Genomic DNA, 22,602 nt, shown 5'->3' with positions numbered 1-22,602 from the left:
GGATCACCAGGTCCTGAACCGGGCGGGCGGGTCGTAGAGCCCGCCGGACCAGGCCACGAGATCCTCGATGCTGCGGGCCGCCAGCAGGGACCGTTTGGCCTTGCGGACGTCCACCTTGAGGTCCGCCGGCAGCGCGACCAGCCCGTCCCGGCGCAGCTCCTCGACGCGCCGCTCGTCGATCTCCCGGCCGATCGACGTGGCGCCCGCGACCGCGGCCACCGCCTCGCGCCGCTCGGCCGGCCCGGACGCCTTGTAGAGGTAGGCGACACCCTCCTCGGTCACCACGTGGCTGACGTCGTCCCCGTAGATCATGATCGGCGGGACGGGCATGGACGCGTCCTTGCCCACCGGGACCGCATCAAGCGTCTCCACGAACGCCGGATCGCCGCCCGAGCGGAAGGTCTGCGTGATCTGCACGACGAGTTTGCGTCCCCGCAGCGCCGGGGCCTGCCCGGTCAGCAGGCTCAGCCAGGCGGGAGAGGCGTGCCTGCGCCCGTGCGGGTCGTGGCCCATATTGGGCGCTCCGCCGAAACCGCTCAACCGGCCCTCCGTGACCGTCGAGGAGTTCGCGCTGCCGTCGATCTGCAGCGACGACCCGATGAACAGGTCCACCGCGTACTGGCCGGCCAGCTGGCACAGCACCCGGTTCGAGCGCAGCGAGCCGTCACGACCGGTGAAGAACACGTCAGGGCGGGCGGCGACATAGCGTTCCGTGCCCGGCTCCCCGCCGAAGCAGTGCACCGACTCGACCCAGCCGCTCTCGATGGCGGGAATGAGGGTCGGATGGGGGTTGAGCGCCCAGTGCCGGCAGATCTTCCCGCGCAGCCCCAGCTCTTCGCCGTAGGTGGGCAGGAGGAGCTCGATCGCCGCGGTGTCGTAGCCGATCCCGTGGTTCAGGGTGGTCACCCCATGCCGCTCGTAGATGCCGCGCAGCGTCATCATCGCCATCAGGATCTCCACCTGCCCGATGTGGCGAGGGTCACGGGTGAACAGCGGCTCCAGCGCGAACGGCCGCGGGCTGCGCACGATCAGGTCCACCCAGTCGCCGGGGATGTCCACCCGCGGAACCTCGTCCACGATCTCGTTGACCTGGACGACGGTCACGCCGTCGGAGAAGGCCACCGCCTCGGCGATGGTCGGGGTGTCCTCGGTGCCGGGGCCGGTGAACAGGTTCCCGTCGCGGTCGGCCTGCTCGGCGCAGAGCAGCGCGACGTTCGGGGTGAGGTCGATGAACATCCGCGCGTACAGCTCGACGTAGGTGTGGATCGCCCCGACCTCGACCTTGCCGTCGGCCAGCAGCTGCGCCATGCGCACGCTCTGCGGACCGGCGTAGGCGAAGTCGAGACGGCGGGCCACCCCGCGCTCGAAGACGTCGAGGTGCTCCCGGAGGCTGATCGAGGAGATCAGCAGGTGCAGGTCGTGCACGACTTCCGGATCGCACCCGGCCAGCGCCTCGGCCAGGAAGTCCGCCTGCTTCTGGTTGTCGCCTTCCAGCGCCACCCGGTCTCCGGGGCGCAGCAACGCCTCCAGGGCCGCACGCATCCGCCCGGCGTCCAGCACCCTGCCGGTGACGAAGGGACGGACCTTCTCCAAGCGGTCCCGTTTGGCGGTCCGCCGCCGTGTCCAGTCCCGAGGGGCCACCTTGTTGCGTACCATCACTCGCCCCCATCCAGCGTTGACCCGGATGAGCTGCACGCAAAGAGTCCGCGACTAACCAAAGGCGCGATAAAACCTCCTCCCTCACTGATCGCCGAACAGCAGGCCAGGACGGGTCCTTCTCGCCCAGGTCCGAGCCGCCGCGTCCGAGGAGGACGCCGCGTCCGGACAGGCCGGTGCGGATCTCGTCGGCCAGAGTGTCACTTCTCGGCCGTGCCGAGCTTCCTGGCGACGGACTCCTGATGGACCTCCGCGAAGGTGCGCGAGTCCTTGATCAGGTCGTCGGCGAAGGCGGCGACGTCCTCGCCGATGAGTTCCAGGACGCCCTTGCCGTCCGCGACGCCCTCCTCGAAGAAGTCGAGGAGGTCTGCGAGCAGCGACCCGTTGAGCAGGTCGATCGGTCCGACCTTGAAGTAGTACTTCTGGATCTCCTTGTAGACGATCTCGTAGTCCGGAGGGAGCGCCTTGACCCGTGCCATGTGCGCCCGCCACTGCTTCTTGCCCTCGATGATGTCCCGGACGCCCACGTCAGCCTCCCAGCCGGCCCAGTTTCCCGGCGACGTTCCTGTTCAGCTGCTCCCGCCACCGGTCACGGAAGTTTCGAGCCCCTTCTGCGCCCGCCAGCGCCGCGCAGAAACCGGCGATGTCGTCACCCAGTACGTCGTGAATGCTCTGCCCGTCGGCCGCCGTCTCCTCCAGCAGGCCCAGGGCACCGTCGAGAATCGGCATCAGGTTGCGGCCGCCGAAGTCCCCGTAGAGGAGCAGGTGGCCCTTCATCCGTTTCCATGCCGCCCGGTGTTCGGCCGGCAGGACCGCCGCCCTGGCTTCGAACGCCTTCCATTCTCTGGTGAGATCGCTGCCCGTGATGGTCTCCCAGAAGCTCATCTTCCGCCCTCCTTGAGCTTGTCGATCGGCCCCTGAGGTACTCTGTAACGCCGAGTACCACTATAAAGTATCACAAAGTAGTGGTCCGAGTCTTACGGCCGCGGGTGGTGAACGCGTGGAGCCTGGCCGGAGCGGCCGTTGTGGTGGGGTTTCCGGCCTGAGCACGTGCCCGCCGCCCTGCGAACCTTTCCTGTCTCGGTGCGACCCGGTGAGGAAGAAAGCACGCGACATCGAACCTGAGCCGCCTTGTCCCCGTATCCCGTGATGACGAAGGCCGCAACCTTTCTGTTCTGCAGCCTGATGCGCGCGCAGGCCGAATCGCAGCTACAGACGGAGAGAGGGATTGTATGAGAGTTCGACATAGGTCCCGGATCCGCCGCCGGGCCGCAGGCATGCTGACGGCCTTGACTGTCATGGGCGGCAGTCTGGCGGTCGGCACCACGGGCGCGGCGGCGAGCACGACATCCGGCGCGGTCTTCGCGCCGGCCGTCTCCTGCCCCGCCGTGGCCGACCAAGTGGGTGAGGTTCCCGCTCGGGCTCAGGCGGAGGTGCAGCGCAACCTGCGCCAGCTGGAGACCCAGATCGCCGAGGCGAACCGGCGGCTCGCGTCCTCCAAGGGACAGGGTGGGCCCAACTTCGTGCGGAACGCGATTCTCAGCCCGCTGCAAGACAAACGAGCGGCCGCGCTGCAACGTATTGAGATCGCCTTCCGGCGCGCCGGCGCCCAGGCCCCGAACGGCCTGGACGCTCTGGCCACCTGCACCGTGCGGGACGACGGCAACGGCACAGGCAACGACAACGACAACGGGAACGGGGACGGGAACGACAACGACGGCCAGGGCACGGGCGACCAGCAGGACGACGGCCAGGACAACGGCGGTCAGGGCACCGGCGACCAGCAAGGCGACACCGGCCAGGGAACCGGCGACCAGCAGGGCGACGGCCAGGACAACGGCGGTCAGACCGGCGCTCCCGGCGGGATCAGCTGCCCCTCCGTGGCGGACCGGCTGGGTCAGATCCCCGCACGTGCCCGCGCAGAGGTGCAGCGCAACCTGCGCCAGCTGGAGACCCAGATCGCCGAGGCGAACAGGCGGCTTGAGAGGGCGGCCGGTCAGGGCGGCCCCAACTTCGTCCGCAACGCCGTCCTCGCTCCGCTGAAGAACAAGCGGACGGCCACCCTTCAGCGCATCGCGCTCGCCTTCCAGCGAGCCGGTGCCCGTGCGCCGGCCGATCTGCGGACTCTGGCGACCTGTGAGGTGGGCGATCCGGGAGACGGCGGCAACAACGGCAACGACGGTAACAACGGCAACGACGGAAATACCGGGAACGACGGAGGTAATGGCGACAACAACGGCGGCCAGGCCAGAGGGCCCGTTGCCGAGGACTTCGTCGACATCCGTTCGGTACGCCCGAACGTGAGAACCCCCCGCACCCAGCGGAACGGCTCCCGCGGCACCTTCAGCGTGGACTGCGGCCGTAACGAGGGGCGGATCTTCAACTCCGACAACGTCATCGTGGCACCGGGCGTGTCCAACGGCGCCCAGCACACCCACGACTACGTGGGCAACGAGTCCACCAACAACCAGTCCACCAACGAGAGCCTGCTCGCCGCCGGCACCACCTGCCGCAACGGCGACAAGTCCACGCACTACTGGCCTGTGCTGAGGGCACTGGGCCAGGAGGAGTTCGACGCCGACCAGCGCGGCGGCGGCCTCGACCTGAACGTCGGCAAGATCCTCACCCCCGTTCAGGTGCAGATCACGTTCAAGGGCAACCCGACCGCGAAGGTGGTGCCGGCGCCGCAGTTCCTGCGGATCATCACCGGCAACGCCCGGGTCAACGGAGCCGAGCACAACGCCGGATGGACCTGCACCGGGTTCGAGAACCGCCAGCTGACCGACAAGTACCCGCTCTGCCCGCGCGGCAGCAGGCTCGTCCGGGTCTTCGACTTCCAGAGCTGCTGGGACGGCCAGAACATCGACAGCGCCAACCACCGTACCCACGTCACCTTCCCGGAGGCGGACGGGAGCTGCCCGCAGGGCTTCCAGCCGATCCCGGCGCTGGAGCACCGGCTCGTCTACAACGTGCCGCGTGGCCCCAACTTCGCCGTCGACGGCTTCCCGGAAGAGCTGCACAAACCGATCACCGACCACAGCGACTTCATCAACCTCATGAACGAGCAGCAGATGCAGCGGGTGGTCACCTGCATCAACAGCGGCAGACGCTGCCGCTGATCCTCGCCGGCAGCGACCGGCGGCCAGGAGCGGGGCGCGGTGTGGCCAGGCGAGTGGCCACACCGGCCTCGTCGCTCCGCGTAGGACCGCGATCAGCGCGAGAAAGGTCAAGAGCATGGTGGACGTCTCCCGCCCGCGAGACGTGCGAGACGCCGCGCCGGTGGGCACGGTGCGGGTGGCCGGCACCGTCAGCAGGCTCCGCCGTGCCGGCGCCGTCCTGTCCCTGGCCGTCGCCTCGGCGCTCATGCTCGCCGGATGCGGCGGTCAGGCCGAGGCGGGCAAAGGCACGGGGCCGGCAGCCGGGAAGGAGGGGTCACGCACGTACACCATCGAGCAGCTGGCCGCCGAGGTCGGCTGCACCGCCACGATCACCCTCAAGGCCATGGACTACCGTCAGGGCGAATGCACCAGCGACGGGATCCCGTACGTGTTCCTCGACTTCGCCACGGCCACGGGCCAGCGCGAGTGGCTCGACTACGCCGAAATGTACGGCGGCCTCTACCTCAGGGGTGATCGATGGGTGCTGTCGGCCAAGTCCAAGTCCTTCATGCAGGAGCTGAGCGGAAAGCTCGGAGGCACGGTCGAGGAGAACGGCGGCCACAGCGGCCACGGCGCCTCCGCCTCGCCGTCCAGCACTCACCACTAGGCGTATGCCTGGTCGGGTGCGCCGGCGGGGTTGCGGCATGACGAGGCCGGATCCGTTGAGCGGTTTCGTAGGGTCTCCCCAGGCTGGGCGCGGTGGGCGTGCTCGTGGCGGCTGTTCAAGCTGGCGACAGCGCTTTCGTTTGCCATCGCTGCCACCGCAGCATCCCTTGTCCGAAAGTTCGTCTTCGTATCAGCCGCAATCCGTCGGGCTGACCCGGCTGCTGTTCTGGCCAACCCGCGCCTCTGAGGGTGTCGTTCACGGACGCCGTGAACGGGCGGAAACGTGATCCCGCCGGGACTCTCGCGGAACTCGCCCAGGTGAACGTCACGCGAGAGCCGGGTCGCGGGGGCAGGACGTGTTTCGGGGCCCGTGTCGTCAGGCGGGTGGCCAGTTCCGCAAGGCCGCGTCGGCCACCTGTTGGAGGTCCTCGCATGCCGCGCCGCCGGCTGCCTGTACGGCGATGCCGTTCGCGATCGTCATGACATAGCGGGCGATCTTCTCCGGGTCGGAGCTGCCGGGCAGGTCGCCCGTCTGGACGGCCTGCCGGAACCTGTCCCGGAGCAGTGTCTGGCCGTGGGCGCGCCACTCGGCCAGGATGTCGCGGGCGGTCCGTCCGGTCCCGCCGGCGGCCAGTGCGCCTTGGACGCCCATGCAGCCGGCGGGGAGTCCCGGCATGGTGCCGGAGCGGGCGGCGCCGGCGAGGAAGGCCGCGGCGACCTCGCGGGCGGTGGGTTCCCGCAGCGCCTCGGCGACGTAGGCGCCGGGGCCTTCCGCGTAGCGCCGCAACGCCTTGCGGAAGAGGTCCTCCTTGTTGCCGTAGGCCGCGTACAGGCTCTTACGGGAGATGCCCATGGCCTCGGTCAGGTCGGTGAGGCTGGCGCCTTCGTAGCCCTGCGCCCAGAAGACCGTCATCGCCTTCTCGAGCGCCGCCTCGGCGTCGAATGCCCGGGGACGGCCGATCTGTGACGCGTGCATCTCTGCACCCTACCGCTTTGACACCGTTCGGTGCAGAACTGGTATCGTTCAATTCTGCACCGATCGGTGCGGAAATCTCTACAGCTCACCGCCCCTTGCGACACGAGAGAAGAGGATCGCCATGTCCGAGAGTGATCTGCGTGACTGGTACATGCGCTACGCCGAGGCGCTCAACGCCCACGAGTTCGACCGCATGGACGAGTTCATCAACGACCAGGTGGTGCTCGGCGGTCAGCCCGGCACCCGTGAGGATGTCGTCACGGTCCTGAAGGGCATCGCCGACGCCGTCCCTGACATCCGCTGGGACGTCGATGAACTGCTGATCGACCGGGACGGCATCGCCGTCCGCGCCATCAACACCGGCACCCCGGAGAAGGAATGGCTCGGCGTCCCGCCCACCGGCGCCTCGTTCAGGATCGTCGAGTACGCCATCTACAAGGTCCAGGACGGCCGGTTCACCCACATGACGAACCTGCACGACTCCGCCGAGATGCTCCGGCAACTGACCGCGTGACCAACGAGAGGTTCTGATCGGCTGCCGGCCGTTGGGAGCCGTCCTGGCCCGCCGGCCGTCCAGCGGTTGCCGCATGTCCGCCGGGGTCGCGGGGTACGGCGAGGTGAGAGGGCGTGCCGGGCGTGGGCGGCGCGGCCGGACGAGCGGGGAGGGGCGATGGACGATGCCCGCGGGGAGAGCGCCGGTAGGTTCGCTCTGGAGGCGTTGGACTCCGTGCCGGTCGCTGTCGCCTTGACCCTCGGACAGGACCACCGCCTGGCCTACACCAACGCCGCCTGCCGGGCGTACTTCGGTGACCGTCCGCTCGGCGAGCCGATCTCGGAGACGTTCCGCGACCTGTTGCGGCCGGACCACGTTGGCCACTTCGACGATGTGCTGGCCACCGGAGAGCCGGTCACTCTCACCGAGACGCCGGTCACCTTGTCCCTCCCCGCTGCCGGTGACGAGGAGCGCTTCTTCTCCTTTCGCCTCTCCCGGTTCGCTCAGGAACCTTCCGGTGTGCTGATCACGGCGGTGGACGTCACCGGGCAGGTCACCGCGGCCAGGCGCGCCTCCCACACCGCCGAGCGGCTGCGCCGGATCCTGCTCAGGTACCAGAGCCTGGTCCAGGTGAGCACGCAGATCGCGTGGGTCACGGGGCCGACGGGTGAGACGATCGAACCGAGCCCGGGGTGGGAACGGGTGACCGGGCAGAGCTGGGAGGAGTTCCGCGGGACGGGTTGGACGCGGGCCCTGCACCCCGACGACCGTGAACCCACGATCCGAGCGTTCGCCGAGGCACGCCGATGGCACCGCCCCACGCGGTATGTGTGCCGGCTGCGGACCAAGGACGGGCAGTACCACCACTTCGAGATCTCCTCCACGCCGGTGTACGAGAACGACGTCGTCGTGGAGTGGTTCGGCACGTACACCGACATCGAGGAGCAGTGGCAGCGGCAACGCCGCCATGCGCTGCTCGACCGTGCCGCCAGGGCGGCCGCCGAGCACACCGGGCTGCCGGAGACGTTCGGCGCGATCGCCGACGTGCTGGTGCCCGCTCTTGTCGACGGGTGCGGCATGCACCTGCTGTCTGGATTCAGCGACCGCCCGCACGGCGCACCCGTCATCGCCAAGCGCGTCGTTACGACAACCGCGCGGGAGGGCCTGGGGCCGGACCTGCCGTTCCGCGAGACCCGGTTCGCGGCCGACAGCGGGTTCGTCCGCGCGGTGGAGCAGCGCCGCCCGCTGCACCGCACGTTCCCGCCGGGCGAGCCACCGGCCGACCTGCTGCCCGAAGAGTCGACGGCCTGGCTGACCGAGGTGGCCGCCAACAGTGTCGTGCTGCTGCCGGTGATGGTCGACGGGGCCGTGGCGGCAGTGGTGAGCGCCGCCACGGTCGGGGACCGTCCGCCCCTGAGTCCGGGCGACGTCGACCTCATCGGCCAGATGTTCGAGCACATCCACGACGCGCTGAGCACCATCGTCCAGTTCCAGCGCACCCAGCAGGTGGCCCTGGCCCTTCAGCACAGCCTGCTCTCCGAACCGGCTGACCACGCCGACCTGCAGATCGTCGCCCGCTACCTGCCGAGCCCCGCGGCCGCCGAGGTCGGCGGCGACTGGTACGACTCCTTCGTCCTCCCTGGCGGCGCGACCGTGCTGGCCATCGGCGACGTGGCCGGCCACGATCTGGAGGCCGCCGTCCAGATGAGCCAGCTGCGGAACATGCTGCGGGCGCTGACCGTCGACCGTCCCTGCCCGCCCGGCCAGATCCTGCGGCGGCTGAACATCGCCATGCAATCACTGGCCCCCGACGCGACCGCCACCTGTGCCCTGGCCCGCGTCGAGCAACCCCAGCCCGGCCGGTGGCAGCTCAACTACGCCGTCGCCGGACACCCGCCACCGATCCTGGTCACCCGCGACGGTGACTGCCGCCTGCTGGAAGAGGCCGCCAACCCTCTGCTGGGCGTGGTCTTCGACCAGCCCTACGACAGCGCCGTCGAGCCTCTGCCGCCGGGCTCCACCGTACTGCTGTACACCGACGGCCTGGTCGAACGTCCGGGCGAGGACCTGGGCCGGGGGCTGGAGCGGCTCCGCGAACAAGCCTCGGCATTCGCGCGTCGTCCCCTGGACGGCTTTTGCGACGGCCTCCTGAACAGTCTGCTCGCCACCACCAGCACCGACGACATCGCCCTGATCGCGCTGCGGGTACCCACCGGCTCCACGTCAGGCCCCTGAAACGGGCGAGGACCCGCCGCGGATCACCGTCCGGAACGCCACAGGTCGTGGCCGGGCAGGATCCGGCGTACGGATGCGGCGCCGATGACGGGCGCCGTGTCGCCGGCGCTCTCGGGCGGTGGCGCGGCGCTCATCGCGGTCAGCCCTTCAGGGAGCCCTGGAGCAGGGCCTTGACGAAGTGACGCTGGAAGACGAGGAAGATCGCGAGCGTGGGGGTCAGGATCAGCAGCGATCCCGCGCACAGCAGCGGGATGTCGGTGCCCCACTGCCCCTGGAAGGCGCCGAGCGCCCCGGACATCGTGCGCTTGGCCGGGTCGTCGACCAGGACGATGGCCAGCAGGAACTGGTTCCAGGTCCACAGGAACAGCAGGATGGCCAGGGACGAGATCGCCGGCATGGCCAGGGGCACGTGGATGCGCCGGAACAGCTGCCACACGTTGGCGCCGTCCATGCGGGCGCTCTCCGACAGCTCCCCCGGCATGTTGACGAAGTGCGCCCGCATCCAGAAGACGGAGAACGGCATGAACAGGCCGATGAGCGGCAGGATGATGGCCCAGCGGGTGTTCAGCAGCCCCATGTCCCGGATCTGGTAGTACAGCGGCGTGATGATGCCCTCGAAGGGGAGGGTCAGGCCGAGCACGAACAGCAGGAAGACGATGCGTCCGCCGATCACGCGCAGGTGGCCGATGGCGAAGCCGGCCATGGTGCCCAGCAGGATCGAGATCGGCACCACGCCCAGCACGATGAGGACGCTCGACTTCAGCAGCTCGGCCATGTTCGCGGCCTCGAAGGCCCGCAGGAAGTTGCTCCACTGCGGGTCCTGCGGCCAGGCCAGACCGGCCGGGTAGGTGCCCGAGGGGTGCAGGGCGGTGACGAACAGGCTGAGGAACGGCAGGAGCGTGACCGCCATCATGGCGATGAGCAGCAGCCGGCCGGTCCAGGCCTCCCGGCCCGCGATGATCATCGGTTGTCGTCCTTTGTGAACCACTGGATGGGAAGGGCGCAGGCGATCACGAGAAGCATGAGCACGACGGCCAGGGCCGAGGCGGTGCCGACCTCGCGTTCGGTGAAGGCGAGGTAGAAGATCTGCAGGCCGGGCACCATGGTCGTGTTGCCGGGACCGCCCTGGGTGGCGATGTAGACGATGTCGAAGCTGGCCAGGGCGGCGATCACGGTCACGGTGACGCAGACCGCGATCTCCTGCCGCAGGCTGGGCACCGTGATGGAGACGAACTCCCGCCATGCCCCGGCTCCGTCGAGGCGCGCGGCCTCGTACAGCGCCGGGTCGATCTTGCTCATGCCGGCCAGGAGCAGCAGCGTGCAGAGGCCGAGCAGCACCCACGCGCCGATCATGCCGACCGCCGGCAGGGCGGTGGCGAAGTCGCCCAGCCAGGCCCTGGTCACCCCGCCGAGACCGACGAGCGAGAGCAGCTGGTTGACCACTCCGGTGGAGGCCAGCAGCCAGCTCCACGCGATGCCCGCGGCCACCAGCGGGATGACCTGCGGCAGGAACAGCACGGTCCGCGCCACGAGGGCGAGCCTGCTCGCGGCGATCCGCCGGATCGTGGCGGCGATCGCGAGGCCCAGCACGACCGGGATCACGCTGAAGAACACGATCAGCTGGAAGGCGTTGATCAGCGAGTCGAGCAGGTCGGGGTCGGTGAAGACCGTGCCGTAGTTCGCCAGCCCCACCCAGGTGGAGGCGCCGATGCCGTTCCACTCGTACAGCGAGTACTGGACGGTCAGGGCGATCGGGCGCAGGACGAACACCGCGTAGAAGGCGAGCGCCGGGACGACGAACAGCCAGCCGGCCACTCCGCGGGCACCGCGGGCGCCGCGCAGCCGGCGCGCGGGCCGGGCCATCAACGTGATCAGTTCCCTTCGAGCTGGCCGGCGTAGTCGGCCTGGACCGTCTTCAGCAGATCCTCCGGCGTCTGCTGGCCGGCCACCAGCTTCTGCAGGTTCGGCGTCCAGCTCTTGGCGTAGATGGCGCCGGTGGCGTTGGCGATGAAGTCCATCGCGCCGTCGTCCTCGGCGATGTCCGCCCCGGCCGCCAGGGTCGCGGCGGTGACCTTGTCCTCGCCGACGGCCGGCATGTACGCGTCGGCGGGCCCCATCGGGCGCGATCCCCCGACCTCGACGCCGATGTCGCGGGCGCGCTTGTCGGTGGCGACCCAGTTGAGGAAGAAGGCGGCGCAGTCGGCGTTCTTCGCGCCGGCGGCGATGCCGAAGGTGAGCGGGGCCGACATGGCGGCGCGCTTGCCGCCCTCCTCGGCCGGCGGCATCAGGGTGAAGCCGGCGTCGCCCGCCATCTGCTTGTCGAGGTTGCCCGACTCCCAGTCGCCGTTGAACATGAACAGGCCCTGGCCGTCGATGAAGCGGCTCATCATGGTCGCGTAGTCGACCGCGTTGACGTCCTTCTGGAAGTAGCCGGCCTTGATCCAGCGCTCCAGGTGCTGGACGGCCTGGAGGTTGGTCGGGGTGTCGATCGTGGCGCCCGGCTTCTGGTAGATCCAGTCGTTGATCGGCGCCGCGGGGCCGTAGGAGGCCATGAGGTTCTGCAGCGGGAAGGCCAGACCGCCGGTGGCGCCGCCGTTGAACTGCACGATGGGCGTGATGCCGGCGTCCTTGGCCTTCTTCAGCGCCTGGTCGAGCTCCGCCAGGGTGGCGGGCGGCGTGGACATCCCGATCTGGGTGGCGAGCTTCTTGTTGTAGAAGAGCCCGGTCATGCTCATGTTGAGCCCGAGTGCGTACAGCGAGCCCTCGCCGCGCGGTCGCCCGCCGGGGCCGAGGCGCAGTTGTTCGAGCTGCGAGGCCGGCCACTTGTCCCAGCCGAACGCGGTGGCGTAGCCGTCGAGGTTCTTCAGCAGGTCGTCCTTGACCAGCTCGGAGACCTGGGGCAGGCGCATCAGGTCGGGCGGGTTGTCCGCGAGCACCCGGGGCGCGTTCTGCGTGATGACCGCGAACTGGTCCTCGCGGATGTCCCACGTGACGTTCGGGTGTTGCTTGGTGAACTCCGTGGTCAGCGCCTTGGGCAGCGGGAAGCCCGTCTCGAAGTAGCCGTTCAGCGTGATCGGCGCCGTGCCGCAGGTGGGCGCGGCGGACTGCGGCGCCGCGCTGGTGGCCGCGGGCCGCTGGCTGTCGCTGCCGGGGGCCGCGCAGGCGGCGGCGAGCGTCCCCATGGCGATCACCAGCGCGGCGCCGGCCCTGCCGGGGCGAACTCGACGAGCCATGTTGCATCTCCTTGGCCGCTGGGGGACGACGGCACCCCGGCGGGCCTCCGGAGTCCGTTGCTAAATCGGGTTAGCGCCCGATAGTCTCACCACGCGCGTCGTAGCATGTCAACCCCTCGTCACACACTCTTGACGATCGGAGATTCCGGGTGAGCCCACGACGGGTCACGCTGGCCGATGTGGCCAAGGCTGCGGGCGTCTCCCGCACGACCGCCTCGCTCGTGCTGTCCGGCCGCGGCCGCGAGCTGCGGATCTCTCAGGACGTCGAGCAGCGCGTGCTGCGCGCCGCCGAGGAGTTGCAGTACCGGCCCAACATCGTCTCCGTGGGCCTGCGCACGGGCATCAGCAGGACGATCGGTTTCGTCTCCGACACCGTCGCCACCTCACGGCTGGCGGGCGACATGATCAAAGGGGCCCTCGAGGCCGCCCGCGAGCGCGGCTTCATGCTGTTCATCGGCGAGACCGAGGGCGACGCCGAGCTCGAACGCCTCCTGCTGCAGGCCATGCACGACCGCCAGGTCGACGGGCTCGTCCTGGCCTCGATGTTCACGCGCACCATCACGGTGCCGAAGGCCGTCACCGCCGCGCCCACCCCCCTGCCCGCCGTCCTGCTCAACGCGCTGCCCGACCGGCCCACTCCCCTGCCCGCCGTCCTGCCCGACGAGATCGAGGCCGGCCGCCACGCCGCCCGCGTCCTGCTGGACGCCGGTCACCGCGACGGCGTCTATCTGATCGGCGCCGGTCCTGGCCCGGGCGACGTCCCCCAGGAGAGCGTCGCGGCGGCGGAACGGCTGGCCGGCATCCACGAGGCGCTCGGCGAGGCGGGGGTCACGGTGGCGGGCGCGCGCACCTGCCCCGACTGGCTGCCGGAGTACGGGCTCGCCGCGACGCGGGACCTGCTGCGGACGGTCCGTCCGCGCGCGCTGATCTGCTTCAACGACCGGATCGCGATGGGCGCTTACCAGGCGCTCGACGACTTCGGGCTCAAGGTGCCCGCGGACGTCTCCGTCGTCTCCTTCGACGACCATCCCCTCGCCTCCTGGGTGCGGCCCCGGCTGACGACCGTGGCGCTGCCCCACTACGAGCTGGGCCGCAAGGCCGTGGACGTGCTGTTCGCCGAGATCGAGCGCGACCGCGCGGACGCCGGGCGGCCGGGGCGGGTGCACCGGGTGCCGATGCCCGTCCGCGCGCGCGAGTCCGTCGCCCGGCCGCCCGTCGCGGAGCCACTCGGCTGATCAGGGGCGGGGCAGCACGCCGAGGAGGGTCGCGGTGAGGGCCAGGTCGAGGGCGTCCCGCAGCCGCGGGTGGAAGCGGGCCAGCTCGGGCTCGGCCTGGTAGGCGGCCCGCAGGCTGGGCGGGGGCGTGTCGTACGGCGACAGCGCGCCCGCCAGCACCATGGCCTGCAGGCTGAACAGGGTCGCGTTCTCGCCCAGCTCAGGCAGGTGTTTCCGGACGAGGGCGGTCAAGGTCTCCAGGCGCTGCAGGGAGGCGCGCTTGTAGCGGGTGACGACCTCGACGGAGACGTTGCGTTCCAGGACGCTGCCCTGCGCGCCGAACAGGTCGCACAGCACCGTGCGGCTCGCGAGCGAGCGGCTGAGGATGCCGGCCACCGCCGTCGCCCGCTCGGGCATGGGCAGGTCGTCGCCGACCCCGGCGGCCAGCTCGCCCTCCAGCTCCACCAGCCATTCCCGCAGGAAACGGTCGAGGAGTTCGAGCAGCACGGCCTCGCGGGACTCGAAGTAGCGCAGCACGTTGGGCTTGGCCAGGCCCGCGCGGCGGCTCAGCTCGTTGAGGGTGACGTCGGCGACGGGCATCTCGTCGAGCATCGCCGACGCCGCGTCGAGGATCGCCCGCCGGCGGATCTCCCGCTGCTCTTCCGTCCGGGCCCGCTGGAAACTCACGTTCGCCAGCCTAACTTAAGTACCGTCGGTACGTTGACAGCGTACCGACGGTACTTTACTGTCGGGTGCAGAAGATACCTTCGGTACGTTAAATGGGAGCCCGGCATGGGCGCGAAGTGGACGACGGCTGACATCCCCGACCAGCACGGGCGCGTCGCCGTGGTGACCGGGGCCAACACCGGACTGGGCTACGAGACGGCCAAGGCGCTGGCCGAGCGCGGGGCCTCCGTGGTCCTCGCCGTACGCGACACCGCCAAGGGCGCGCGGGCGGCGGCTCGCATGCGCGGGGACGTGACCGTCCAGGAGCTGGACCTGACCTCGCTCGACTCCGTACGCACCGCCGCCGCCGCGCTGCGGTCCCGGCTCGGCCGCATCGACCTGCTGATCAACAACGCGGGCGTCATGTACACCCCTCGCCGGACCACCCGCGACGGCTTCGAGCTGCAGTTCGGCACGAACCACCTCGGCCACTTCGCGCTCACCGGGCTGCTGCTCGACCTGATGCTGCCGGTGCCCGGCTCGCGCGTGGTGACGGTCAGCAGCACCGGTCACCGCATCAGGGCCGCGATCCACTTCGACGACCTGCAGTGGGAGCGCTCGTACAGCAGGGTCGGGGCCTACGGCCAGTCCAAGCTGGCCAACCTGCTGTTCACGTACGAGCTGCAGCGCCGGCTCGCCCCGCACGGCACCACCGTCGCGGTGGCCGCGCACCCCGGCGCGTCCAGCACCGAGCTCGCCCGCAACACTCCCGCCCTTCTCCGGCCCCTGATCGACGGGCTCGCACCGCTGGTCCTCCAGACCCCCGCGATGGGCGCCCTGCCGACCCTGCGCGCCGCCACCGACCCCGCCGTGCTCGGCGGTCAGTACTACGGTCCCGGCGGACGCAACCAGATCATGGGCCACCCCCGCCTCGTCACCTCCAGCCCGCAGTCCTACGACATGCCGCTCCAGCAGCGGCTGTGGGCCGTCTCCGAAGATCTGACCGGAGTGACGTTCCCCCTCTTGGTCACGAGGTAGCGCCCAGCAGGTGCGCGATGCGCGGGTCGTGCGAATCGGCCGGCCAGGCCAGCAGGACCTCCCTCGCAGCCAGCCCTGTCATGGGGACGGCGGTGACGTACGGACCGAGCCGGTCCACGGCGCTGTCGCCGACGACGGCGAGCAGTTGCCCGGTGGCCACCAGGTCGATGAGCGCGTCCAGGCCGACGGGCGGCAGGTCGGCGGCGTAGGCGGGGTCCTGGCGCAGGATTCGGGGGGTCAGTGCGTGCCGCGCCGCGAAGGGGTGGCCTTGGGGAATCAGCGCCACCGGCTGCTCGGTGGCGATGGCCTGGACGTCCAGGCCGGTCAGATCCTCGTCCGAGCAGACCAGCGCGGCGTCGGCCCGGCCGTCGCGGACCGCCGCGGTCTGCCCCCTCGTGAAGACCAGCTCGACGGTGTCACTGCCGAAGCGCGCTACGTAGCGGCGTACCAGCTCACGCAGCAGCCCCGCCCCGGTCCCCGGCGGAGCGGCGATCCGCAGCACGCCATGACCGGCCTGCCGCACGCGACGGACCGCCTGGTCCAGGGCCCTGAGCGCGTTGCGCGCCTCCACCTCGAACACGCGGCCCGCCGGGGTCAGCTCCACCCGGCGGCTCGTCCGTTCGAGCAACTTGGCGCCCAGCCGCCGTTCGAGGTGCGCGATCGCCCGCGACAGCGGCGGAGGCGCGATGCCGAGCCGCTCGGCCGCGCGCGCGAAGTGCAGCGTGTCGGCCACGGCCAGGAAGTATTCGAGCTCGCGGACCTCGATCCGTTTCATGACCCTGAGGGTAATGACCGGTGCCTACTTCATCATCGCGCAGCCCCGCCCGCCGTTGCCAAGCTGCTCATACCACCCGCTATCGGAAGGAACCTGCTGTGAGGATCGGCGTCATCGGCACCGGCGGTATCGGGGCCGCGCTCACGTACAAGCTCGGCACGACCGGACACACCGTACGGGTCGCGAACACGCGAGGGCCGTCGCGCCTGACCGCGCTGGCGGAGCGGTCAGGCGCCACGCCCGTCACCCTCGACTCGGTCAGCCGCGACGTGGACGTCCTGATCACCTCCATCCCCCTCGGCCGCCTCCCCGACCTGAGACCGCTCACCGACCGCCTCCCGGCCGGCGTCGTGGTGGCCGACACCTCGAACTACCTCCCACAGCGCGACGGCCGCATCAAGGACATCGAGGACGGCATGCCCCAGGGCCTTTGGATCGAGCAACAACTCGGCCGCCCTGTCATCCGCGCCTGGAACGCCCTCGTCCAGACGACGTTGTCGGATAAGGGCAGACCGCCCGGCGCCGCCGACCGCCTCGCCGTACCCGTCGCCGGCACCGACCCGGCCGCCAAGAAACTCGTGATGACCCTGGTGGACGACACCGGCTTCGACCCCGTGGACGCGGGCACCGCCGAGGACGGGTGGCGCATGCAACCAGGCACCCCCGCCTACTGCACCGACCTGACCGCCGCCCAACTCCAGAAGGCCCTCGCGCTGGCCCACCACGAGACCGCGAGAGTCCGGCGCGAGGCGATCCTGGCGATCATGAGCTCGTGGGAACGGAACGACTCCTTCTTCGACGACCTCGTGGCCCTCAACCGCGCCACAGCGGGCCTGCACCGGCTTGCCGGCGACCCGGGGTCATGAAGCGGCGACGGACTGGGCGCCGATCCACAGCCGGGGAACGCCTCCCAGAGGTCGGTCGTCACCACCTCGCCGCCACCGAACGCGACGACACCCTTGGTCGGCTTGAACCGCTCCCAGCCTGAGATCGCGTCCGAGTTGAACGTGGTGTACTCGGTGACCCGCACACCGTGCCCTCTGACCGGCTGCCGCTCAATCGCCGCCCCCGGATCCTTGGGGGCGGTGGCCGCGCGCCGGCGGCGAGGCTGCCGTGAAGTGCCGATGCGGCCACGGCAAGGACCACGGCCGACGCCCGTCGCTTCATCTGGTGATGATCTCCTCGCAGAATGCCCGGCGCGGCGGCCCACTAGCTTAGGCGCGCTGCGCGGCGATCGCTCCAGCCACGGCCGTGGACGCGGCCAGCAAGGCGAGCGCGGTCACCGCCGCGGCCGCCATCCGGCGGGTCTTCCGGTGCTGCCTGACGTCTTCGCCGTCCAGGTCGTCGGGCGCCCTGCCGTGCAACGCTGCGGCGAGCTGCACCAGGCAGGCGCGGAAGCGCTCATTGCGAAGGCCGCGCTGGTCGTCCTCGGTGATCCAGCTCAGGTCGATCCAGAGCGGCCGCCCTGGATGGACGCCGTGCAACGCGGACGGGAGCGCCGAGGATCGGTTCACGTCGAAGTGCCCGGCGACGGCGTCCCAGACGAGCGAACCGCCGGACAACACCAGGTAGAGGGTCTCCACGCTCTTGTGCTTCAGCCAGTAGCGGATCTCGTCGTCGACCCAGGGCGAGGCGACGGCCTGCGGAGACAGGAAGACGATGAGGTGGCGGGAGGCGGCGAGCGCGTCCTCGATCGCCCGGTCCAGCCTTGAGGTCGCCGGCATGCTGGACTGGTCGTGGAAAACGCGTAGCGCTCGCAGCCGGTACCAGGGCCTGGCCAGGCGGTGCAGGGCGTCGCGTACGGCCCGGACGAGCGGGGCGTCCGGCTCCCAGGCGTAGGAGAGGAAGGCGTCGTAGCGTAACGGCCGCTCATCTGCCGGCACCGGCCATCGTCTCGGGGCGGTCACGCCGACCAGCTCGCTGAATCCCATCGCGTAGGCGCGGATCCGTCGCTGCAACGTGCGCAGCTCGGCGCGGCAGGCAGCGTGGTCCGGCCACTCCGAGTCCGGGGTTCCGGGGTGCGACTGCTCGAATGCGCGGAGCCGTGGGTGCCATTTGGCCAGGAACGGCCGCAACTCCTCGTTGAGCAAGGCGATCGCGAGTTGCTCGACGGTCCGGCCGCCGGGCGCGCAGGGGCGGCTCGCCTTCAGGATTTCGCGGACGGTGGCGAACAACGCGTGCAGGGAAGAGAGCGTCTCCCTGGTCAGTCCCTGGTCGTCGTGCAGCGGCTGGGTGGACACCCGGGTCGTGGTCTCCACGAACAGCTTCCAGGCGACGTCCCTGCCTTGGTCATCGACCACGATCGTCAGCTCGCTCAGCTGCGGGAGCGACAGCTTGACCTTGGTCAGCCCGGCCGAGCGGCCGCGGATCTGGCTCGCCACGGCGCCGGCCGCTCCGGCCAGCGCGCCCCCAGTGGCGTAGAAGCCGCGACCACCGATGTTCGTCAGTTCGAAGATCACCAGACCAGCCAGCGCGCCGACGGCGGCCGCCACGATCACGCACATGACTTGCCGGAGCGGCAGGGCGCTTCTGAGGGGCTTCACCGCCACGAGGTGACTTTACATTCGGTGTCAGATGACAACCAGATGATCGCAGTGGCGAGTTGGCTAGGAGGTCACGCGGAGCAGGCGCAAAGCGGATGCGGCGGGCGAACCGGGCTCGGCGGCGAACACCGCGAGGCGCTGGCCCTCGTCCTCCTGCATCTGGAACACCTCCTCGGCCAGCCTCAGCTCTCCCACCAGCGGGTGCCGGAACGTCACCCCTTCCGAGCGGCAGCGGCGCACCGGGTGGCGGGCCCACAGGGTGGCGAAATCGGTGCTCTTGATGGTCAGCTCCCCCACCAGCGCCGCCGGTTCCGGGTCGTCGGGCCACCGTCCGGCGGCCTGGCGCAGGTATCCGACGGTGGCGCGGGCCTTGGCGGGCCAGCTGCGCAGGTGCGCCTGCTCGTCCTCGTCGAGGCGCAGCGCACGTCCGAGCGCGGTGAGCACTGCGTCGGAGTCGTTCAGCGACTGGCCCTGCTCCAGGCGGGTGTAGTAGGCGACGCTGACGCCGGCGAGCTGGGCGAGCTCCTCCCTGCGCAGGCCGGGCACGCGCCGGCGGGTGCCGTAGCGGCCGACGCCGGCGTCGTCGGGGTGGAGCTGGTCACGCCGGGTCCGCAGGAAGTTCCCCGACTCACCGTTTGCATCCATAAATCCCACTATGCCGCTTTCGGCGGCGTCCTAGCCTGACCCTGTCAAGCGTAGGAAAACCCGGGGTCTGGGTACGCCCGCCCGCGACGGCCAGGCTGCGGTGACATGGCCGCAGACCCACGAGCCAGGATGTCGCCCCGGCACAAAGCCGTGCTCACACTCCTGCTCGGCACCCAGTTCATGCTCACCGCCGACTTCTCCATCTTCAATGTCGCCCTGCCCGCCGTCGGCGCCGGCGTCGGCCTCACCGGCCTGCCATGGGTGGCGACCGCGTACGCGCTGCCCGCCGCCGGGTTCACGCTGCTGTGCGGCCGGATCGCCGATCTGGCGGGCAGGCGAAGGATGTTCCTGGCCGGGCTGGTGCTGCTGTGCGCCGCCTCGCTCGGCGGCGGGCTTCACCACGGGGGCGCTGCTCGGCGGCGTGCTCACCGAGCTGACCGGCTGGCGCGGCGCGTTCCTGGTGAACGTGCCCATCGCCGCCGCCATCCTCGCCCTGGCCCCGAGGCTGGTCCCGTCCGGCGCGGGTGATCGACGTCCCCGGCTGGATCTTCCCGGTGCGCTCATGGTGACGCTGGGCCTGCTCGCGCTGGTCTGGGGCATCACGACCCCGGGCCAGGCCCGCTGGGCGCTGCTGCCCGCCGGCCTGCTGCCGGCCGCGTTCTGGCGCGTCGAGCTGCGCAGCCCCGAGCCGCTGGCCCCGCTGCACGTGCTGCGGCGGCGCCTGGTCCGTGACGGCCGTGCTGGCGCTCTGCTACGCGGGCAACATGATCGCCCTCGTGGCCGCCGCCGTGACCGCCGCCGTGACCGCCACCTCCGGGCTGCCCGACCGGGAGCAGGGCCTGGCGACGGGACTGGTGACGATGGCGCAGCAGGTCGGCATCACGGTCGGCATCCCCGTGCTCAGCGCGCTGGGCGACACCGGCGTGGCGGTGGCCGCCGGGGTCACGCTGTCGGTGGCCGCTGCGGCCGTGCTCGGGCGCGGAGCGAGGTCAGGCGGTCGGGGTTCGGCCAGCGTACACCGTGGGCCCACCCCGCCCGCTCGAACCAGCGGATGAGCCGCGCGCTCGGGTCGAGCTGCCCCTTGAGCACGCCGTGCCGGGCGCAGGTCGGCTCCACGTGGTGCCAGTTGTGCCAGCCCTCGCCGAGCGTCAGCAGCGCCACCCACCACACGTTGGACGAGCAGTCCCTGGTGCGGAACGGGCGGTCGCCGAAGGTGTGGGCGATCGAGTTCACCGACCAGGTGACGTGGTGCACCACGGCGTAGCGGACCAGGCCGCCCCACAGCAGCGCGCTCCACGCGCCCGCCCACGACATCGACCACAGCCCGCCGGCGGCGGCGGGGAGCGCGAACGACAGGACGACGACCGCCGGGTAGGCGGCGTCGAAGCGCCGTACGTCCGGGTCGTCCAGCAGGTCGGGCACCCAGTGCCGGCGGCTGGAGCGCTGGTGGGCGGTGTAGAACCAGCCGACGTGGGCGTGCGCCATGCCGCGCAGCAGCGCGATGCCGCTGTCGCCGTAGCGCCAGGGAGAGTGCGGGTCGCCTTCGCGGTCGGCGTACTTGTGGTGGCGGCGATGCTCGGCGGCCCACAGCGTCACAGGACCCTCGACGGCCATGCCGCCGGCCAGCATGAGCGCGATCCGCAGCGCACGGGACGCCTTGAAGGCGCGGTGGGTGAACAGGCGGTGGTAGCCGATGGCGATGCCGAAGATGCTCACCAGGTACATCACGACCGCGATGACCAGGTCGCGAGGCCCGACGCCCCAGCCCCATGCGGCCGGCACCGCGAACGCCAGCAGCGCCACGGGCAGGACCACCAGCACGATCAGGTAGGCGAGGCGGCGGCCGGTGGTGACCGTCACCGTCTCCGCCGTGGCCGGCCGCTGCACGTTGCCTCCCGGGTGGTCAGGACGATTCAGGCTCCTCATTGAACGGCCAGGCCCCTGGCGTGCGGCAATATCCTGACAGTGACGTAATGATTACTCTGAGGAATCAAAATCATGGACTCGCCTGCGGCGCGAAAAGGGCGTGGGATGGTGATCGCAGAACGCGATCATCTCGGTACGCTTCGACATCAGGCGGAAGGTCCACGGAATGGGTGCTGTCGATCAGGCGACCACGGGCGGCCATCTCGAGCGCTACGAGGAGGCGCTCGCCAGGGATCCGATGGCCGCGTTCGGCCTGGTCCGCGAGTGGATGCGGACCGACTGGCGGAGCCTGTTCGCCGAGCTGCGCGAGCGGCGCCCGATCTTCGTCACCCCTGCCTTCACGGTGGTGACCCGCTTCGCCGACGTGGTGGAGGTGCTCGCGCACGAGGAGGTCTTCTCCGTACGCTCCTTCGGGCCGCGCCTCGACGCCGCGCTGGGCGGCGCCCCGTTCATGCTGGCCAGGGACGCCACGCCGATGAACTGGCGGGAGAAGGGCCTGATGCAGCTCATGCTCGACCCGCAGGACGCGGGCCGGGTGCGCGAGCTGGCCGGCCGGCTCGCCGACGAGCTGCTCGGCGCCGCCCCGCGGGACGGGCGCTTCGACGCGGTGGACGGGCTGTTCCGCCCGGTCGCGCTCGGCGTGTGCGCGCGTTACTTCGGCGTGCCTGGCCCCGATCCGCGGACGCTGGGCGGGTGGACGCGGGCCGTCGTCTCCGACGGCTTCGCCAACTTCCTCGGCGATCCGCGGCTCCAGGCCGCCTCCGTGAGCGCGGGCGCCGAGCTGCTCGCCCACCTGCGCGACCGCCTCGCCGAGCTGAGGGCCGGCGACGAGCTGCCCGACGACGTGTTCGCCCGCCTTGTCCGGGCTTCGCCGCCCGGCGTGAGCGACGACCGCATGGTGGTGAACATGGCGGGGCTGCCGCTGGGCTTCGTGGAGAGCGCGCCGGGCGCCATGGTGGAGGCGGTCGAGCAGCTCCTGGCGCGCCCGCAGGTGCTCGCCGAGGCCAGGGAGGCCGCCGCCGACCCCGAGCGGTTCGACCCGTACGTCTGGGAGGCGCTGCGCTTCAGCCCGTTCTTCAAGCTGCTCCCCCGGATCTGTGAGCGTGATCACGTCCTGGCGGCCGGCACCCCGCGCAGCACGGTGATCCCGGCGGGCACGTTCGTGCTGGCGGCGCCCGCCTCCGCCATGTTCGACGCGGACGTGGTGCCGGAGCCCGACGAGTTCCGTCTCGACCGCCCGCGCCACCATCGGCTGTTCTTCGGGTACGGGCATCACGCCTGCCTGGGCGTGCACCTGGCCGGTCCGGTGATCGCCGAGACCGTACGCCGCCTGCTGCTGCGTCCCGGCGTGCGAGCGGCCGGGAGCGTCGAGCGGTCGCTCGGGATCTTCCCCGACGCCTTCCCCCTCGACCTCGGGACCGAAGGGCGGGAAGGCTGA

General features: G+C 70.7%; 22 protein-coding genes. 9 read left to right on the top strand and 13 right to left on the bottom strand.

Translation table 11 applies throughout. The features are described from left to right. Positions 1-3 precede the first annotated feature (3 nt). The 3 genes from mdcA to ACFFR3_RS42655 form a co-directional block, all read right to left on the bottom strand. Positions 4-1,656 carry a malonate decarboxylase subunit alpha gene (mdcA, locus tag ACFFR3_RS42665; protein ID WP_379484996.1) on the bottom strand — a complete coding sequence of 551 codons (1,653 nt, stop codon included), beginning with the start codon at positions 1,654-1,656 and terminating at the stop codon, positions 4-6. Between the two features lie 200 nt (positions 1,657-1,856). Next, on the bottom strand, positions 1,857-2,183 hold the full coding sequence (locus tag ACFFR3_RS42660) for a DUF1048 domain-containing protein (protein ID WP_345405076.1): 327 nt from the start codon (positions 2,181-2,183) through the stop codon (positions 1,857-1,859). Position 2,184: 1 nt separating this feature from the next. Then, positions 2,185-2,541 carry a DUF1048 domain-containing protein gene (locus ACFFR3_RS42655; protein ID WP_345405073.1) on the bottom strand — a complete coding sequence of 119 codons (357 nt, stop codon included), beginning with the start codon at positions 2,539-2,541 and terminating at the stop codon, positions 2,185-2,187. Positions 2,542-2,954: 413 nt separating this feature from the next. Here ACFFR3_RS42655 and ACFFR3_RS42650 point away from each other — a divergent pair, with 413 nt between their 5' ends. Beyond that, a complete protein-coding gene (locus ACFFR3_RS42650; RefSeq protein ID WP_364381977.1) occupies positions 2,955-4,775 on the top strand; it encodes a DUF1996 domain-containing protein in 1,821 nt (606 codons plus the stop codon). A gap of 115 nt (positions 4,776-4,890) precedes the next feature. Next, the gene (locus ACFFR3_RS42645; RefSeq protein WP_345405067.1) at positions 4,891-5,421 is read left to right on the top strand and encodes a hypothetical protein; all 531 of its coding nucleotides are present in this window, start codon (positions 4,891-4,893) and stop codon (positions 5,419-5,421) included. A gap of 375 nt (positions 5,422-5,796) precedes the next feature. Here ACFFR3_RS42645 and ACFFR3_RS42640 read toward each other — a convergent pair whose 3' ends face one another. Further along, on the bottom strand, positions 5,797-6,396 hold the full coding sequence (locus ACFFR3_RS42640) for a TetR/AcrR family transcriptional regulator (protein ID WP_345405064.1): 600 nt from the start codon (positions 6,394-6,396) through the stop codon (positions 5,797-5,799). Positions 6,397-6,517: 121 nt separating this feature from the next. Here ACFFR3_RS42640 and ACFFR3_RS42635 point away from each other — a divergent pair, with 121 nt between their 5' ends. Then, on the top strand, positions 6,518-6,910 hold the full coding sequence (locus ACFFR3_RS42635; protein WP_345405061.1) for an ester cyclase: 393 nt from the start codon (positions 6,518-6,520) through the stop codon (positions 6,908-6,910). A 156-nt stretch (positions 6,911-7,066) separates the two neighbouring features. Continuing rightward, entirely contained in the window at positions 7,067-9,124 is a 2,058-nt protein-coding gene (locus ACFFR3_RS42630; RefSeq protein WP_379484995.1) for a SpoIIE family protein phosphatase, read from the top strand. A gap of 139 nt (positions 9,125-9,263) precedes the next feature. Here ACFFR3_RS42630 and ACFFR3_RS42625 read toward each other — a convergent pair whose 3' ends face one another. Genes ACFFR3_RS42625 through ACFFR3_RS42615 form a run of 3 tightly spaced genes read right to left on the bottom strand, consistent with a single transcriptional unit; the run spans position 9,264 to position 12,357 of the window. Further along, positions 9,264-10,088 carry a carbohydrate ABC transporter permease gene (locus ACFFR3_RS42625; protein ID WP_364381863.1) on the bottom strand — a complete coding sequence of 275 codons (825 nt, stop codon included), beginning with the start codon at positions 10,086-10,088 and terminating at the stop codon, positions 9,264-9,266. Then, the gene (locus ACFFR3_RS42620) at positions 10,085-10,987 is read right to left on the bottom strand and encodes a carbohydrate ABC transporter permease (RefSeq protein WP_364381860.1); all 903 of its coding nucleotides are present in this window, start codon (positions 10,985-10,987) and stop codon (positions 10,085-10,087) included. The genes ACFFR3_RS42625 and ACFFR3_RS42620 overlap by 4 nt, the downstream gene beginning before the upstream one ends. 8 nt (positions 10,988-10,995) lie before the next feature. Continuing rightward, positions 10,996-12,357, bottom strand: coding sequence for an ABC transporter substrate-binding protein (locus tag ACFFR3_RS42615; protein WP_364381857.1), 1,362 nt, complete (start codon positions 12,355-12,357; stop codon positions 10,996-10,998). A gap of 149 nt (positions 12,358-12,506) precedes the next feature. Here ACFFR3_RS42615 and ACFFR3_RS42610 point away from each other — a divergent pair, with 149 nt between their 5' ends. Next, complete coding sequence (locus tag ACFFR3_RS42610; protein ID WP_379484994.1) at positions 12,507-13,592, top strand: LacI family DNA-binding transcriptional regulator; 1,086 nt, start codon at positions 12,507-12,509, stop codon at positions 13,590-13,592. On the opposite strand, the gene ACFFR3_RS42605 is transcribed toward ACFFR3_RS42610, so the two are convergent. Beyond that, positions 13,593-14,258: a TetR/AcrR family transcriptional regulator gene (locus ACFFR3_RS42605; protein WP_364381851.1), complete on the bottom strand. Its 666-nt coding sequence runs from the start codon at positions 14,256-14,258 to the stop codon at positions 13,593-13,595. It lies immediately after the preceding gene. Between the two features lie 105 nt (positions 14,259-14,363). On the opposite strand from ACFFR3_RS42605, the gene ACFFR3_RS42600 reads away from it, so the two are divergent. Continuing rightward, a complete protein-coding gene (locus tag ACFFR3_RS42600) occupies positions 14,364-15,275 on the top strand; it encodes an SDR family NAD(P)-dependent oxidoreductase (protein ID WP_364381848.1) in 912 nt (303 codons plus the stop codon). Here the strand turns inward: ACFFR3_RS42600 and ACFFR3_RS42595 are convergent. Further along, positions 15,265-16,050, bottom strand: a complete 786-nt coding sequence (locus tag ACFFR3_RS42595; protein ID WP_379484993.1) for a LysR family transcriptional regulator — start codon at positions 16,048-16,050, stop codon at positions 15,265-15,267. The two genes, ACFFR3_RS42600 and ACFFR3_RS42595, sit on opposite strands and share 11 nt — an antisense overlap. 98 nt (positions 16,051-16,148) lie before the next feature. On the opposite strand from ACFFR3_RS42595, the gene ACFFR3_RS42590 reads away from it, so the two are divergent. Further along, complete coding sequence (locus ACFFR3_RS42590) at positions 16,149-16,916, top strand: NADPH-dependent F420 reductase (protein WP_379484992.1); 768 nt, start codon at positions 16,149-16,151, stop codon at positions 16,914-16,916. Positions 16,917-17,264: 348 nt separating this feature from the next. Here the strand turns inward: ACFFR3_RS42590 and ACFFR3_RS42585 are convergent, their stop codons facing one another. Both ACFFR3_RS42585 and ACFFR3_RS42580 read right to left on the bottom strand, forming a co-directional pair. After that, positions 17,265-18,599 carry a toll/interleukin-1 receptor domain-containing protein gene (locus ACFFR3_RS42585; protein WP_379484991.1) on the bottom strand — a complete coding sequence of 445 codons (1,335 nt, stop codon included), beginning with the start codon at positions 18,597-18,599 and terminating at the stop codon, positions 17,265-17,267. A gap of 57 nt (positions 18,600-18,656) precedes the next feature. Further along, positions 18,657-19,238 (bottom strand): helix-turn-helix transcriptional regulator, encoded by a 582-nt coding sequence (locus ACFFR3_RS42580; protein ID WP_345405029.1) that lies wholly within the window; start codon positions 19,236-19,238, stop codon positions 18,657-18,659. A gap of 105 nt (positions 19,239-19,343) precedes the next feature. On the opposite strand from ACFFR3_RS42580, the gene ACFFR3_RS42575 reads away from it, so the two are divergent. Beyond that, positions 19,344-19,766 carry an MFS transporter gene (locus ACFFR3_RS42575; RefSeq protein ID WP_379484990.1) on the top strand — a complete coding sequence of 141 codons (423 nt, stop codon included), beginning with the start codon at positions 19,344-19,346 and terminating at the stop codon, positions 19,764-19,766. A gap of 223 nt (positions 19,767-19,989) precedes the next feature. Here the strand turns inward: ACFFR3_RS42575 and ACFFR3_RS42570 are convergent, their stop codons facing one another. Next, a complete protein-coding gene (locus ACFFR3_RS42570) occupies positions 19,990-20,184 on the bottom strand; it encodes a hypothetical protein (protein WP_345405023.1) in 195 nt (64 codons plus the stop codon). Beyond that, entirely contained in the window at positions 20,181-21,125 is a 945-nt protein-coding gene (locus ACFFR3_RS42565; protein ID WP_345405020.1) for an acyl-CoA desaturase, read from the bottom strand. Before ACFFR3_RS42565 ends, ACFFR3_RS42570 begins: the two co-directional genes overlap by 4 nt. A 205-nt stretch (positions 21,126-21,330) precedes the next feature. Between ACFFR3_RS42565 and ACFFR3_RS42560 the strand changes: the two genes are divergently transcribed. Further along, positions 21,331-22,602, top strand: a complete 1,272-nt coding sequence (locus tag ACFFR3_RS42560; RefSeq protein WP_345405017.1) for a cytochrome P450 — start codon at positions 21,331-21,333, stop codon at positions 22,600-22,602.

The organism is Nonomuraea salmonea (assembly GCF_042428605.1).
Classification (GTDB): Bacteria; Actinomycetota; Actinomycetes; order Streptosporangiales; family Streptosporangiaceae; genus Nonomuraea; species Nonomuraea salmonea.
This window is presented reverse-complemented; position numbering and strand designations above follow the sequence as displayed.